The 14,690-nt window shown below is 49.2% G+C and carries 18 protein-coding genes, 1 tRNA gene and 1 rRNA gene; 9 read left to right on the top strand and 11 right to left on the bottom strand.

The genetic code is table 11. The annotated features are described in order from the left end of the window. Positions 1–25: 25 nt before the first annotated feature. The 5 genes from ACO0LM_RS10460 to ACO0LM_RS10440 all read right to left on the bottom strand — a co-directional run bounded on the left by ACO0LM_RS10460 (position 26) and on the right by ACO0LM_RS10440 (position 4,771). The gene (locus tag ACO0LM_RS10460; RefSeq protein WP_423036820.1) at positions 26–547 is read right to left on the bottom strand and encodes a hypothetical protein; all 522 of its coding nucleotides are present in this window, start codon (positions 545–547) and stop codon (positions 26–28) included. A 1-nt stretch (position 548) separates the two neighbouring features. Continuing rightward, entirely contained in the window at positions 549–983 is a 435-nt protein-coding gene (locus ACO0LM_RS10455; RefSeq protein WP_423036818.1) for a hypothetical protein, read from the bottom strand. Between the two features lie 371 nt (positions 984–1,354). Further along, positions 1,355–3,856, bottom strand: a complete 2,502-nt coding sequence (locus ACO0LM_RS10450) for a VapE domain-containing protein (RefSeq protein ID WP_423036816.1) — start codon at positions 3,854–3,856, stop codon at positions 1,355–1,357. Next, complete coding sequence (locus ACO0LM_RS10445) at positions 3,853–4,290, bottom strand: hypothetical protein (RefSeq protein ID WP_423036814.1); 438 nt, start codon at positions 4,288–4,290, stop codon at positions 3,853–3,855. Before ACO0LM_RS10445 ends, ACO0LM_RS10450 begins: the two co-directional genes overlap by 4 nt. Continuing rightward, entirely contained in the window at positions 4,280–4,771 is a 492-nt protein-coding gene (locus ACO0LM_RS10440; RefSeq protein ID WP_423036812.1) for a YmfL family putative regulatory protein, read from the bottom strand. Before ACO0LM_RS10440 ends, ACO0LM_RS10445 begins: the two co-directional genes overlap by 11 nt. Before the next feature lie 68 nt (positions 4,772–4,839). Between ACO0LM_RS10440 and ACO0LM_RS10435 the strand changes: the two genes are divergently transcribed. The 9 genes from ACO0LM_RS10435 to ACO0LM_RS10395 all read left to right on the top strand — a co-directional run bounded on the left by ACO0LM_RS10435 (position 4,840) and on the right by ACO0LM_RS10395 (position 9,477). Further along, positions 4,840–5,145 carry a hypothetical protein gene (locus tag ACO0LM_RS10435; protein ID WP_423036810.1) on the top strand — a complete coding sequence of 102 codons (306 nt, stop codon included), beginning with the start codon at positions 4,840–4,842 and terminating at the stop codon, positions 5,143–5,145. Between the two features lie 232 nt (positions 5,146–5,377). Beyond that, positions 5,378–5,722, top strand: a complete 345-nt coding sequence (locus ACO0LM_RS10430) for a helix-turn-helix domain-containing protein (protein ID WP_423036808.1) — start codon at positions 5,378–5,380, stop codon at positions 5,720–5,722. A 310-nt stretch (positions 5,723–6,032) separates the two neighbouring features. Next, positions 6,033–6,323, top strand: coding sequence for a hypothetical protein (locus ACO0LM_RS10425; RefSeq protein WP_423036806.1), 291 nt, complete (start codon positions 6,033–6,035; stop codon positions 6,321–6,323). Between the two features lie 158 nt (positions 6,324–6,481). Beyond that, the gene (locus ACO0LM_RS10420) at positions 6,482–6,907 is read left to right on the top strand and encodes a hypothetical protein (RefSeq protein WP_423036804.1); all 426 of its coding nucleotides are present in this window, start codon (positions 6,482–6,484) and stop codon (positions 6,905–6,907) included. Further along, positions 6,904–7,053, top strand: a complete 150-nt coding sequence (locus ACO0LM_RS10415; protein WP_423036802.1) for a hypothetical protein — start codon at positions 6,904–6,906, stop codon at positions 7,051–7,053. The genes ACO0LM_RS10420 and ACO0LM_RS10415 overlap by 4 nt, the downstream gene beginning before the upstream one ends. After that, positions 7,053–7,226 carry a hypothetical protein gene (locus tag ACO0LM_RS10410; RefSeq protein WP_423036800.1) on the top strand — a complete coding sequence of 58 codons (174 nt, stop codon included), beginning with the start codon at positions 7,053–7,055 and terminating at the stop codon, positions 7,224–7,226. Before ACO0LM_RS10415 ends, ACO0LM_RS10410 begins: the two co-directional genes overlap by 1 nt. A gap of 1 nt (position 7,227) precedes the next feature. Beyond that, positions 7,228–7,431: a hypothetical protein gene (locus ACO0LM_RS10405; RefSeq protein ID WP_423036798.1), complete on the top strand. Its 204-nt coding sequence runs from the start codon at positions 7,228–7,230 to the stop codon at positions 7,429–7,431. Positions 7,432–7,444: 13 nt separating this feature from the next. Next, positions 7,445–9,304 carry a ParB/RepB/Spo0J family partition protein gene (locus ACO0LM_RS10400; protein WP_423036796.1) on the top strand — a complete coding sequence of 620 codons (1,860 nt, stop codon included), beginning with the start codon at positions 7,445–7,447 and terminating at the stop codon, positions 9,302–9,304. Next, positions 9,301–9,477 carry a helix-turn-helix transcriptional regulator gene (locus ACO0LM_RS10395; RefSeq protein ID WP_423036794.1) on the top strand — a complete coding sequence of 59 codons (177 nt, stop codon included), beginning with the start codon at positions 9,301–9,303 and terminating at the stop codon, positions 9,475–9,477. The genes ACO0LM_RS10400 and ACO0LM_RS10395 overlap by 4 nt, the downstream gene beginning before the upstream one ends. Here the strand turns inward: ACO0LM_RS10395 and ACO0LM_RS10390 are convergent. The 6 genes from ACO0LM_RS10390 to rrf all read right to left on the bottom strand — a co-directional run bounded on the left by ACO0LM_RS10390 (position 9,456) and on the right by rrf (position 14,682). After that, positions 9,456–10,589, bottom strand: coding sequence for a tyrosine-type recombinase/integrase (locus ACO0LM_RS10390; protein WP_423036792.1), 1,134 nt, complete (start codon positions 10,587–10,589; stop codon positions 9,456–9,458). The genes ACO0LM_RS10395 and ACO0LM_RS10390 overlap by 22 nt on opposite strands. A 159-nt stretch (positions 10,590–10,748) precedes the next feature. Next, a tRNA-Ser gene (locus ACO0LM_RS10385) sits at positions 10,749–10,840 on the bottom strand. Positions 10,841–10,942: 102 nt separating this feature from the next. Then, positions 10,943–12,193 carry an aspartate kinase gene (locus ACO0LM_RS10380; protein ID WP_422990605.1) on the bottom strand — a complete coding sequence of 417 codons (1,251 nt, stop codon included), beginning with the start codon at positions 12,191–12,193 and terminating at the stop codon, positions 10,943–10,945. A gap of 455 nt (positions 12,194–12,648) precedes the next feature. Then, on the bottom strand, positions 12,649–13,215 hold the full coding sequence (locus ACO0LM_RS10375) for a DUF1415 domain-containing protein (RefSeq protein ID WP_423036790.1): 567 nt from the start codon (positions 13,213–13,215) through the stop codon (positions 12,649–12,651). A gap of 157 nt (positions 13,216–13,372) precedes the next feature. Continuing rightward, positions 13,373–14,062 (bottom strand): aquaporin Z, encoded by a 690-nt coding sequence (gene aqpZ / locus ACO0LM_RS10370; protein ID WP_422990609.1) that lies wholly within the window; start codon positions 14,060–14,062, stop codon positions 13,373–13,375. A 507-nt stretch (positions 14,063–14,569) separates the two neighbouring features. Continuing rightward, positions 14,570–14,682 (bottom strand): 5S ribosomal RNA (gene rrf, locus ACO0LM_RS10365). Positions 14,683–14,690 lie beyond the last annotated feature (8 nt).

The raw sequence follows: 14,690 nt of genomic DNA, 5'->3' as shown, positions 1-14,690 counted from the left end.
AAACCCCGAGAACTTATTCAGTCCTTCAGGGCTTTGCATTTTCTTCGGGCGCAGTCGCCCCCGAAGGGACGACAGTAGCGTCTGGGCGCGGAACATACCGTGCGTGCGAATTGTAAGAACGAATTTTAGCAGGAGTTTCCAACTTTTCTAGAACTTTTTTCAGATTGTCGATTGCGCGACCATGAATGAGCCTGATAGACGTGTCATTGATGCGTAGATTTTGAACACGCAATTTGTTTTTTATGAAATGGTTTGGAAACTCCATAACGTACTTTAGCCTTAGCACCATGCGCTGGTCATAATGCAGATTGGCACGCACAGCTGCCTCAACGAGCCAACCGTCTAACTCATTTATATCAATTCGCCTAAGCGCAGACTGTGGCTCATTAATTTCTAACGAAATCTCAATGGCCTCCTCTTCTTTATTTCTTGCAGCAACGTACGCCGCTGCCCACGCTGCACAGCAGGCGCTTCCACCACCACCGATGCCACCACGCACGGTATCACGCCAGTTCATCAATCTTTTTTCCAATTCCAAATCGATCATATTATTTTCCATATTTCGCCTCTGCCATGATTACCCGTAATTTCTTTGCTATTTCCCGCGACTCATCTGGGTCGGTAAAATCTTTTCTCTCTATCGTGATACCCCGCGCCTTTGCCAACGCCAAGGCATCAACCATCCAATCCGGGTCGCATCGTTCGGTCCTGCCTCGCTCATTCAAAAAGTAAGCTGATGTTGCCCTGGTATCTCGCGTACCAACCTCATGACCGTTCTCTGAAGCCCAAAAATGCCCGACTTCACCGGCGATTGCCTTACGTAATTGCGTATTCACAAATTCAGTCCCTTGTCCTGTTCGTAATTGATATACCCATCCGGCTGTCTGTGGCATTTCACTTCTTAGTTTTTTGCTCATCGTCCAACCTTTAAAAAAATAATAGGTTGGACAAGTAGGTTGTACGGCTAAAACCGTTGATGCCATTGGCTTTGTCTAACCTCCTAACCTCGTCTAACCTGTTTTTGAGTTGTAGGAAATATTTTTCTTTGGGGAAGCCCCACGTGTGCGCACGTATACGTGCGGGCGCATGTGCGGGGGTGCGAGAAGGTATGAAGGTTGGACAAGCCCAATAAACACGGGGCTTTCCGCCGTCCAACCTATAAAAAACAAGGTTGGACGAGGTTGCTAGGTTGGACGTGAATGTCAACGATTTACGCTTTTCCGCACGCAACACAATGGCGCACGATCTCTGCAATAAAGTTGCTGTCATTCCGGCCAGCAAGCGCTGTCTGCCCTTTTCCGCACATGGTTCAACCATGCACGATCCCTGGTGCAAGAACGCCGCTATGGCCCGTTTATAAAGGCAGATCATCATCATTCCCCTGCTGCTGATCTACTTCTTTTTCACTTCCAGGGCGAACGTAGTACTGCTCTCTTGCCCCTGTCGTACCTTTCCTCTTGATCCAGCCAAATTTGGTCATGATCGAACCCACGCGGGTTGACTCTGACCGGGCGTTACCCAGCTTGTTTAAGTCGAAATGAAGCGCCTTAACCAAAACCTGCCGTACTGTCACCTGGTTCAATTTAGGAAGCGCGGTTTCTTCACCATCTGCATTGCGACCATCCAGGTATTCCCAAATCCGGCCCACCCACACATCAGATATTTCCCTACTTTCTTGGCGTGGATTTATCAGACTGAATTGCTGCTCAGGGGTCGGATACCACTTAACGCCCTTGCGCATCAGGTGCACGGCTTCACCGATTAACTGCTCACGATCCCGGCGCAATCCATCAAGATCAAGGCGCAAGGCATCCACAGGCCAGAACCGGCGATTACCTGTCGTATCCTTGAAGTATTCGTCTTGGTTCGTTGTGGCCGCAAAAACCGTGCGCCTGGCCTGATTTTTCATCCTGCGGCCATATGGCTCTCGATATCGATCTTTTTGCGATGACATGAACGCCTTAATGGCTGTCACCTCAGACCTGTTGAATTGCTCCAGTTCGGCTATCTCGTAAATCAAAATACCTTGAATAGCTAGGAAGCCATCCTTGTTGCCCATTTCGAATGGTGTATCTGCGAACCACTCGCCACCAAGTATCGCCAGCGCTGTCGATTTACCCTCGCCCTGCTTGCCCTCAAACACCGGCGCATAGTCATGCTTCACACCAGGGTAATACGCACGCTTAGCGAGGCCCACAAAGAACATCAGCGAGACCAGGCGCATGTATTCCGATTCTTCAGCGCCCCAGTAATCAACAAAGGCTCTCTCGATACGCGCCTGGCCGTCCCAAACTTCAGCGCAATGGTCAAAGAAATCCGTCACTGGATTAAAAGCATTTTCACGCGCTATCTGTGCGACTGCCTTTTCGATGTCGCCGACTGAAGCCAGCACCAAGCCGTAATGGTTCGCCAGGAACATCCCCAGGTGAAAGTCATCACCCTCATTCCATTCGCCCGGATCAGAATGCCAGGGCGGTGTTTTACGCTTCACCTGAAGTAAAGAAAACTGATCTAAGGCAACCAGGTCAAGCAACACCGGGTCATTCTTGAGCGCGATATAGACATTCTCCCGGCATCCCTTCACACCACCCTGCGCCGTAGCAATCATTGACGCCCGTATATTCGACCTTGACACCTTGCCAGCGCCAGCCGGACGAGGGGTAGATTGCCCGCCCTGCCCTGCCACCTCATCAATAACAGGCATTTCATCCAGCCATTCGGGCACATCAGAATCATCTACCGCATCGCACTGTGAAGGCTCTGCTGCAGCACCACGGTGCTTGCAAGTCCAGGCCAACACGTCATCCCGCTGGCCACCGTCGGCGATCAAATCAGCCACGTCCCAGCCATCATCCAACACACCAGGTGCAGGCACATCCACCATCGCCACTTCGCAGCCATGCCCGCGCAAAATGTCCGCGAGTTCCACCATCGCCATGACGCCAGGCTGTTCTTCTTCTGGCTTGATCTGCCCCGCTTTGGCGTGTTTTTCCTTATAAACCTTTGAATCGCAATCTGGCCACAGCACAACGCAGCGACCGCTTAATTGCGCCCAATCTGCCTTGGATACAGCCTTGCCACCACCAGGCCAGGACACCACATCGAATACATCGCCAACCAGATCAAATGCCGCATCGACGCATTTTTCACCCTCGACCACCAGCACCGGCAATTCAGGCCGAAACGCGCAACGGATATACAAAGGGCGCGGCTCTCTGAATTGAATCCAGCGCCAGTCACAAGCCCCCGTTACTGGATGTTGCGCATATACGCAAGGCAAAACCTCCTTGCCTCCATCCGACGTCTTGAATCGGTAAATCACTCCCAGCAATTGCCCCTGCTGGTCCAGGTATTCCCAATGCGCCTCTGGTCGTCCACGGTGACTATGCGCAACTGGATAAGGGCCAGCATCCCCTGGAACGGGTAAAACAGGCGTCCATTCGGTACGTGGCTTACGGTCTTCTACCCCCTGTGCAGCTTGCGCAGGCGCTGGTTTCTGCGGCCTTTTAGCAATTGAAGAAACAGCTTTGTTAGGCTTGAAATTAGGGTCACTTGGGGTAAGCTCTATACCCAACTGCGCAGCTAGCGCCGCGCAGGCTTTACCCTGGGACAATCCCTCGCGGTAAGCGTAAAGTGAAATCAGGTCTTTGCCGACTTCCCCTTCTGAGAAGTCGGACCAGATGCCGATTTTGTCGCCTTTCAGGCGAATGCGTAATGATTGCCCGGCTTCGCCGGAGACAGAACCAATACAAAACTCTGCCCCTTCGATGACTCCCCTGGGGAACCAATCGCCAAGCGTAGCTTCGATAGAATTATTAAGTGCGAGCGCTACGCGCTCGATGTCTTTGAGATTCAATTGCTTGATCCCTTGTGGGCAATACGCTGGCCACCCATAAGCGACGGTATATCGCGCCAGTCTTCAGAGCCAGGCCGGGATGGCGCACCGGCGCGATGTTTGGCCACATTCAAAGGACGAGGCACACTAGGTACACGACCAGGCACGATCTGGCCGACATACTTCTGACCCACAGGCAAATGCGTGACCAGGTGCTGGCCAGCGTATTCTTTTCCCTTGGGTGTGGCCTGCAGGTAGTCGCCCACTTCCAATACCAGGGCAAACTCAGCAAGAGGCATCAATACATGATTTTCCAGCGTGTGGGCGCGGTGATACTCGACAGGGATGACATCGAGCAACTGGCTGATTTTTGCACGGCCACCGAGTTCAACAAGGCGGCATATTGCCCGGTGTGCCGCAGAGCCGGTACGCGGGCCTGAACGTCTAATTGCCATGCTTGCGCCCTCCTGTTTTTGCTGCCGTCTCATGGCAGTAAAATTTGAATGTCAGCGCCCGCAGCTCATCCATCGTTTTGTGCATGCGGTCCACCACGCAATTGATGCGTTCGCGCTCTTTCGCATCGACTTCGCCATCCTTTGTCGCAGCTTGAAACTCGACCGATAATTCGCCCAGTTCTCCATACAACTCATGGAATTTGTCAGCTATTGAGCTGTTGTCAATGTGATCCAAGCACGGCAGAAGTACGAACGTGCCGCCGCTTGCGGTGGCGACCGCTTCGGCAAAATGGGTCGTGCATGCAAATTTCTGCATTTGCAGAGCAGTTTGCACATGCAGGTCTTGCCCTTTGCGCTCATAGATGCGGTTTTCGAGCCCATCGCGGCTCATGGCCAGAACAGCCGCCATGCCATCCCAGCCACCCTGGTAAGCCCTGATCATCGATAAATATGCTTGCCGTAAATTCACAACTTCCCCCATTTCCTTGTGGTTGAACTATCACCAAACCGCGCATACACTTCGCTCAAATTCAACAAGGAGCCAATGCGATGACATCCAAAACAACCGCTGAAGAACGTCATGAAATGCAGCGACTTTTCAATGATCTAATAAAAAAATCTGACTACTTGAACAGCACAATCGACAGCTTCCGTTTGGCGACATCCCAATCGATAGCGATACTGTTGAAGGCACTGCTTAAACACGACCCAAGCCTGTTTGTGATTGTTTGCGAGGCCCTGGCCGAAATCGAAACTAAGACGTGGATAAGTCCGAGCATTGACGGGGATCGCTCTCTTCTTGCACGCTCACTTCGGAAACAAATAAATGTGGGTATGCAAGCCTCAAGTACATAAGCCTCGCCTTCGGAATACCGTTTCGCCGCCAAATTGACACTGTCGGGTCTTTAATTTCAAACAGGCGCGCAACCGCACCAGTCCCTCCAAGCTGGTCAATAATCCGCGAGTCATCCTCTTTAATTGGCATCGAGTCTGTTTTCATAATAGTCGCAAATATTAGATTAATCTAATTTAAACATCAAGATGAATTTTAGCTAAATCTAAATATTTTTACTTTAGGATTGCGTTCATGAAATGGTACGAACGACTAAAAGTTGCCCGCGAAGCTAAGGGACTCAAGAAATCGCATTTTGCGAGGGTAATTGGCGTCCAACCGGCGACTATTACCGAATGGGAACGTGGGGACACAGAGAGCCCCTCATCTTCAAACACATTGAAAATCTGTGAGGCACTTAGCATCACCCCTGCCTGGCTTATTAATGGGGATGATCCACCGAAGGTAAGTTATAAATATGAGGGGGCTAATGCTCAAATAGCTCTTGCGGTAGAACGCATGGAAAAGCTCAGCGATACTGATCTAAGTCAAATTATCGCGATTATTGAGACATTCTCCCTAAAATCAAAGGTTCAATAAAAAAAGCCCGCTGTTCGCGGGCTTTTTTCTGCTCTAGCAGTACTGGATCATCGTATCCAGTTTCTGCCTCCTCGCCTCTTAACAATGGGTGCTGGCCTATGTCCTACTATAGTCACAGTCCCCAATTGCATGTACTTAAACACCACTGTTTCAGTTTTTATTAACACTTGCGTGAGGGGAACATTCCTTGAAACATACGTGCTTTAAACATTGTGAACGATTCAGTAAATATATTAATAACAATTACACTGAATTCGGCAACAAGAAATGAAGCCACATAAAGTATATGAATTAACAGAAGGAAATAGACGTGAAACAACCAACCATTAGGAAAATACTGCCATTTATCAAAAAAGACCGTCAAAAAAAAACCGCTTCTTACTGGTCCTTTCCAAACAAGGGAACTTATGAAGATGGCGTCTTACTTGGAACCGAAATGGGAAGGTTGTATCTGAAGGAAGTTAATACCTTGCCGCCACACTCACCTATTTTGCCAATGTGTGTTTTGTCAGCAGTTGATAATGACAAGATCAGCAGTGCAAAACATGGTCAAATTGTAGGTTTCTTTACAGAAATAGAATTGGCTTTGAAGTCTCGCTGAGCCTCATGTATCCCAATTTTCTCGCGTTAAAAATACAACGTAAAAAATTCCAAAAGTGTAACAATAAACATATTTTTAGATAAATCTAATATTTTTATTGATATTAAATTTAGATTTATCTAATATTTGGCTTGTCAACTTTTTAGACGGAGCTAAATATGAAGACCTTTTTGCAAAGACTGATCGACGAAAACAAACGTCGCTTTGAAACTCGTACAGCCGAAATCGTGCGCATGATGTCCGAGATAGAAGCTGCCGAGCCAATAATCAGGCAGCTTGAAACCCAGTTGGGAAACCAGCTAAAGGTTTGCAGCCAACTAGAAGACAACACCTTCTATCCGCGCCCGCTGTTCCTCAGCGAGACGTACTACAGCCATCACGACCGCCGCCTGCATGATTGCCTGTTATCCCTAGGCTTCGTGGAAGTCTATCGCCTGGGAATTTCCAGCGGATTGTATGACCACGCCATCTTTGAAAAAGGCCAGGTGTTTATTTCCATTGACACAGCCCCAGGCTATCGCACACCTGACAGACCTGCACCAGCCAATCAAAAACGCCGCGTAAGCGACAAGGTGGCAGCATGAGTACCTTTACGGTCACTGTGCGCACACCTGACCAGGTCGTCAGCTATCCAGCAATTGCGCCCACATCTGCCGATGCCATACTCGACGCATTGGATCATTTCGGCATTGCCTCAGTCAGCGCCCTGCCGTTAGTTGGAGGTAAATAATGCCTTTCAATTTCCTGACCCATCGCATCAAGCCCACAGAGCTGACAGCCAAAGAAGGCCCGACCAATCCTAAGCCTGGTGTATTCACAGGCTTGTACGGTCGCGCATACATCACTCAAAGACAGAAACCTGCAAAAGTGCAGACGTCTGCACTTTTGAAAAAGCGGGGCTGAAATGCAAAAAAATCAGCCCGCATCCACTACCCCGGCCATTGGTAGCCGAGTCGTCTTTGATAGCGACTACGGCCCGCAATCCGGCCAGGTCATCGACTTTTTACCCTGCCTCTTGAACGGCAGAGAGCATGCAGTTATCGAGATTGACCACCCACTACCCGGCATTGTTTATCGCGTGCCGGCAGACACTTTGATACCTATCTAACCAGGAGCAGTTCATGAGCCTTTCAGAATCTACAGCATTAGCCAACACAGACCAGCCGATCATCGTTGCCGAGCTGGTCGATGACAGCACCTTCAATATTTTTAAACTTAGCGATATACGCATATCAAAAACCAACCGCAAGCGCTTTAATGAAGTCGCCTTGCAGGAACTGGCCGCTAGTATCAAGGAAATGGGTGTAGCACAACCTATTCTCATTCGCCCAGTCGCACCGACCGAGGTCGACCCAGAAGGGTTTGAAATTGTCGCCGGTGAACGTCGCTACCGCGCCAGCATCATCGCTGGTGCATTCACCATACCTGCGATGTGTCGAACATTGACCGACCTGCAGGCGGCAAAAATTCAAATTCTGGAAAACCTCCAAAGGGAAAACCCTCACCCACTGGAAGAAGCAGAAGGGTATGAAAACCTGATGATGTCGCATGGCTACAATGCCGACCAGTTAGCAGACGAACTGAAGCGATCACGCAGCTATATTTATGGCCGCTTGAAGTTGTGCAACTTGGCACTTGAATTGCGCGAAGATTTTCTGGATGACAAATTCAATCATAGCGTGGCGCTGCTTATCGCCCGCATTCCAACACCGGCGCTGCAGGTGAAGGCAGCAAAAGAGATTTTGGCACCACAGCACAACGGTGACACGCTGTCGTATCGCGCTGCCGTCCAGATTATCAAAAATCGCTATATGCTGGACTTAACCAAGGCGACGTTTGAAATCAAAGACGCCAAGCTACTCGCGATTGCCGGATCATGCGATAAATGCCCAAAACGCACCGGCAATCAACCAGAAATTTTTCCCGATACCGACCAGAACATTTGCACTGATCCAGATTGCTTTGCCGAAAAAACAGCCGCGCACAACGTCAAGAAACTGAATGCCGCCAATAAAAAGGGGATTCCCGTACTTGAAGGTCAGCAAGCGACCGAAGCCAACAACCAGATCATTTACGACCGTTGGGGGAACGAGAACGTTGATGACGAGGCGACGCTCCGTTATTTTGAGCGTGTCAAAGACAATACAGCACCAGTTGACACTAAGGTCATTGATCTACTTGCAGCCAAAGCACCTGCAGCAGATTTTGCAATCAAGCTCGATTTTGGCAAAGTCAAAATGGCATACACCCGCGCTAAGGTCCAAGCAGCACTTGAAAAGGCCGGGCTTTGCTATACCGAGCAAGAATACGCTGCGCTTGAACAAGCAAAAGATAAAGAAAAGGTTGTCGATTCAGCCCAGAACGACGCTTACCTGGAACGCTGCAAGAAAGAGGATGAGAAAAAACAACGCGCCGAAAAAGAAACCTCTTTCCGCGTTGCCCTGTATAAGCGGCTCCGCCAACGTAGTTTCGCTGGCTTCAGCCTGCAATCACTGCGTGAATTTGTCAAAGCTATCGTTACTGACTATCGCAATGATTTTTCGGTGCCAGACGATCTCCTGGGCGACTTATACCCGTTTGAGAGTGGTGATGACGAAACCGTGTGCAGCTACATTGATCAGGCATCAATTGAAGAAGTTCAAATACTGCTTGTTGACCTAATCCTGGGCGAAACACTCAGCATCAGTCAATGGACAATTGATGACGCGGGCGACGAAGACGACCAGTTTAACACCGTGCTTGCAATGGCTAGGGCCGAAGGCATCGACCCCGACCAGGTACGTGCCGAACTGGAGACACCTGTCGAGCCTGAAACAGCACCAGAGTCGGTGCAAAAACCAGCGAAACGTGGTCGCAAGCCAAAAACTGAGACACCAGCCGACGTAACATTGACTGAAGAAAACAAGGCGGCAAAAGAGGCGGAAGTAGTTTTACCAAAGAATGCCCCCTGGCCATACCCAACATCTAAAGGCGCAGCATGACTAAACTACTCTCTCAACAGGATGTCATCGACTATCTGCAAGTAACTCGCCAAACTATTTATGTCTGGAGACGGCAAGAGATATTTCCTAAACCGTTTCAAGTTGGCCGCTTTCTACGCTGGAAGCAAGAAGACATTGAAAAATTTGCATCTCAACATACAGCAGCAATCTGAGTGTCAATCCAGTCGCTGTACCACTTCATCATGGTGACGCGCTGATCGTAATAATCAGCGCGGTTATACGCCAGACGCACATCATCGCTTTCTTTGTGTGCCAATTGTCTCTCTATCCAATCCCGATTAAATTGAGTCTGCTGGTTCAGCACTGTGCTGGCCAGCGCTCTAAAACCATGTCCAGTCATCTTTCCGCGATATCCAAGCCTGTACAAGGCAAACAGCATCGAGTTGTCGGTAATAGGCTGACCGCGCTTAACTGGCGAATCTAGCAGGAATTCTGAGCCAGTCACATCGGCCAGGTCAGAGATAATCTTGAGTGCTTGTGTCGTCAGCGGCACAACGTGCGCCTTGCGTAATTTCATGCGCTCTGCCGGGATGATCCAGACATTATTGTTAAAATCAAACTCACTCAGCGTAGACTTGATCAGCTCGTTTGTCCTGACAAAGGTATGCGCCAGCAACATCAACCCCTGCTTCGATACGCCCTCTTCCATCCCTGCAATGTCCTTAAACAGTTTTGGGGCTTCACTGAGTTCAATGCAGGCCATGTGACGCCGCGCACGGATCGACGGCAGCACCCTGGTTAAGTTGCTCGCTGAGTGCTGCTCTAAGTAGCCCAGGTCCATCGCGTAATCCATCACCATAGTGACCCGGCCAGCCAAGCGCCTGGCGCTTTCTGGCGTATCTGCAAAATCTTGCAGGGCCTGGACGAATGTGGTGCGCGGTATTTTATCGACAGGCAGGTCACCTATTTTAGCGATGATCTGTTCCAGGGACGTTATGGTCTGGTGCTGGTGCTTGCTATTGGAAAGTGACGGCACTTTGTTATCGAGCCATTGCCTGGCCACCTCTTTAAACGATGGCACTTTGTTTTTAATCTCAGCCGGTGCTTTTTTTCGTTCGAGATTCTTTAGCCTTGCATAGGCCAGGGAGACTTCAGGATATTTACCGTATGTGATGGTCGTGCGCTTGCCAGCTACGTCGCAATCGCACTTCCATGATTTAGAGCCAGCCGCCGACACATAGAGGTATAGGCCCTCTATATCGCGGATTTTAAACGGCTTGTCTTTGGGCTTTGCTGCATCAATTTGTTTAACGGTAAGAGCCATCGCGGAAAGTAGGTAAATTTTTTGTCTTACCTACATTCTACCTACTTATCATTATTTACAATAGATGACGCCAAATTGCATGAAATGACGTTAAACCCTTGATTACAAAAGGAAAAAGGGGTTAAACCTTACTAGGCTTAACCCCTTCTTACGTGTTACTGGCGGAGATGGTGAGATTCGAACTCACGATTCAGGTTACCCCAAATGCTTCCTTAGCAGGGAAGTGCCTTCGGCCACTCGGCCACATCTCCACACTATTACAACTGCCAATTACTCAGTCGCAATCGAGACCGAGATAATAGCTGTTTGAATGATTTTGGTCAACAGTCAACCCTAAAAAATCATCTTTTCTTTTATGCACTTTCCAGACCGAAGGCTTTGTGCAGGGAGCGCACGGCCAGTTCCATGTATTTTTCGTCGATCAATACAGAGATTTTGATCTCTGATGTGGAAATCATCTGGATATTAATGCTCTCTTCCGACAAAGTGCGGAACATCTGGGACGCAATACCGACGTGGCTACGCATGCCAACGCCGACCACAGAGACCTTGGATACCTTGGAGTCACCAACGATGCTGCCGGCACCGATATGCGCCTTGACGCTGCCTTCCAGCACTTCCATGGCCTTGGTATATTCACCACGCGGCACCGTGAAAGTGAAATCGGTCTTGCCTTCCACCGATTGATTCTGGATGATCATGTCGACTTCGATATTGGCATCGGCAATAGGTCCCAGAATCTGGTAGGCGATGCCAGGTTTGTCGGGCACACCCAAAACGGTGATCTTTGCTTCATCACGGTTAAACGCGATGCCGGTGATGGTAGCTTGTTCCATGTGTGTATCTTCCTCAAACGAAATCAGGGTGCCGGAATTTGCTTCTTCTTCCAGCGGCATTAAAGGGTCAGTCAATGATGACAATACGCGGGTCGGCATGCGGTAATTACCAGCAAATTCGACCGAGCGAATTTGCAATACCTTGGAGCCCAGCGACGCCATTTCCAACATTTCTTCGAAAGTCACGGTTTTCAGGCGACGGGCATCAGACACCACCCGCGGATCAGTCGTGTAGACGCCATCTACGTCTGTGTAAATCAGGCATTCCTGCGCCTTCAGGGCCGCAGCTACCGCTACCGCAGAAGTATCAGAGCCACCACGACCCAGGGTAGTGATATTGCCCTTGTCATCCACGCCCTGGAAGCCGGTAATAATGACAATTTTGCCTGCATCGAGATCGGCTTTGACTTTGACATCATCAATCGAGGCGATGCGGGCTTTGGTGTGGGCTGAATCAGTCTTGATAGCGACCTGCCAGCCTGCATACGATACAGCCTGCTTGCCTATGGCCTGCAAGGCCAGTGCCAGCAAACCGACCGATACTTGCTCGCCGGTCGAGGCAATCATGTCGAGTTCACGTGGATCAGGTTGCGCGGAAATCTCTTTTGCGAGACCGATGATACGATTGGTTTCGCCTGACATTGCTGAAGGCACCACAACTATCTGGTGACCGGCATCATGCCATTTGGCGACGCGTTTGGCGACGTTCTTGATGCGTTCTGTCGAACCCATCGAAGTACCGCCGTATTTGTGGACGATTAAAGCCATAGATATAGAAGACTAAGGGGTGAAAAATGCGAAAAATCAACCTCTTACTGTACATGTTGCTCCGCAAAATAACAAGGCACTCTGACGCAGAAATCCTGAAGAAACAGTGGTCATTGCCGAAGTGAAAGCAAATTTTCTACAGAAAAATGGTATTTCAATTAAGAAATTTGCGCCCGATTAGCAAGAAAATGCAATGCACTATGGACTGAAATAACCGGGGAGGTCTGTGAATGACAGCCATCTTCATGGAGTATATATGACGGGCAAGCGGCTCTGTCATAGCTATATGAGCCGTGCAAATTACTTATACTCCCCTGAGTATAAGGAAAAATGATGTTTTACAAGAATTCGGCAACTATGCATCACTACAAATTACTTATTTGCATATCAATATAAGAATTCAATTGCTATGCAAATAGCTCGCCGCCGAGATTTTATAAAATTGGGGGCGCAGTTTATTTTTTGCCATACTTGGAAAACAGGCGACGCCAGCCTTCATGGCCCAGTTCACGCATGGTATCCATGTTTTTTTCATAGATCTGCTCTGCCTCAGGAAAAGCCAGAACAGCTTTGTCTATGCTATCTTCGCGCAACAGATGCAAAGTCGGGAAAGGCGCGCGATTGGTATAGTTTTCAATATCATCCGGCTCGGTACCGGCGAACTGATAATCGGGGTGGAAGCTGGCGATCTGCAGTTGCCCATCCAGCTCCACTTCTTCCAGCAGACCATCTGCGACATCCAGAAAATCATTGAAATCCAGGAAATCATTTAAGGTCATCGGGTGAATCAGCAGCGTCGTTTCGGTTTTTTCCGGATTCGTTTCTGCCAGCAACTCCAATTCACGCGCCAGATCATCCAGCAAAGCTTCCGGCGTACGGGCCTGGCTGACGATATAGCGAATTTGCTGCTTCACCTGCACAGCTTTGGCAAAGGGACATAAATTCAGTCCGATAACAGCCTTTTCCAGCCACAATTCAGTCGCTGCAATGACATCCGCAGAATTAAGGAGATTACTGGTCATGATCAACATCAAAATGAAGAAGGCCCGAGAATAACATGCCAATTTTCCATCTGCATGACATCAGAAAATTTAATGTGCTTCCGGACCATTTTCGGGCCATTCCCGGACCATTCCATCGGGCAACAGCACCTGCACCAACAGATGCTGTTATCCCTACTTATTTGTCTTCGCTGGCTATCGACTTATAAGCAAGCGCACCAAGCACTGCGCCAACAATAGGTGCTATCCAGAACAGCCACAGTTGCTGCAGCGCCCAACCACCCACGTAAATGGCAACGCCTGTACTACGCGCCGGATTAACTGACGTGTTGGTCACAGGAATACTGATCAGATGGATCAGGGTCAAGCCCAGGCCAATAGCAATCGGTGCAAAGCCCTGCGGTGCCCTGGCATCTGTCGCACCTAAAATGATGATCAAAAACATCGCCGTCATCACTACTTCAGTCACCAATGCAGCCAACAAGGAATAGCCACCTGGCGAATGATCTGCGTAACCATTGGATGCGAAACCAGCCGATACGTCAAACCCGGCCTTGCCGCTGGCGATCAGGTATAACACCCCACCCGCCACGATGCCACCCAGTACCTGGGCAATGATATATGGCAACAGCTTGTTCGCCGGAAAACGGCCACCAGCCCACAAACCGATGGAAACAGCAGGATTCAGGTGACAACCCGAGATATGCCCTATCGCATAAGCCATGGTCAACACGGTCAAACCAAATGCCAGCGATACCCCATGCAAACCGATACCCACACCCGGAAATGCGGCGGCCAGCACAGCGCTACCACAGCCACCCAGCACCAGCCAGAATGTCCCAAAAAACTCTGCACCGTATTGTTTCATTTGCTTGCTCACTTTTCTATTGAGGAATATGGATGTTAACTACCTTACTCTCATTCCCTCTAAAACTGAAAGCAAAGTGGCATCAATATAGCAAATTTTATATTGCCTTATTGTTAAAATTTGTGATGGGAAGTGTGAAAATCTGAGGTATTGCAGGCAAATTAAACATGTTTTTCAAAATCGAAAACCATTAAAAAGCTGTAAGACCGCTCACCACAGAGGCACGGAGGCACAGAGGTTCACAGAGCAAAACAAGAGGATCTGCTGATCTTCATTACCGTCCCGCTGATGCACCGAAGGCCGAGCCACAGAGTAAAAGCAGAGAAGTTCTCATGATTTTGCTGTTCTTGCCTTTCTCAGTGCCCTCTGTGCATCTCTGTGCCTCTGTGTTGAGAGGTCTTGATGTTGATGTTGGTGTTGTTTTTGATCTGGTGTTACGCGTGTATTTTCCGATCGCGCAAAGCGAAACCCCCGCTAAATTGCTCTAGCGGGGGTTTCTGGATACAAGCCTGACAATAACCTACTTTCACACTGGTTGCAGCACTATCATTGGCGCGTAATCGTTTCACGGTCCTGTTCGGGATGGGAAGGGGTGGTACCGATTAGCTATGGTCATCAGGCATAACTT

This window comes from Undibacterium sp. Di26W (assembly GCF_049340265.1).
GTDB lineage: Bacteria > Pseudomonadota > Gammaproteobacteria > Burkholderiales > Burkholderiaceae_D > Undibacterium.
This window is presented reverse-complemented; position numbering and strand designations above follow the sequence as displayed.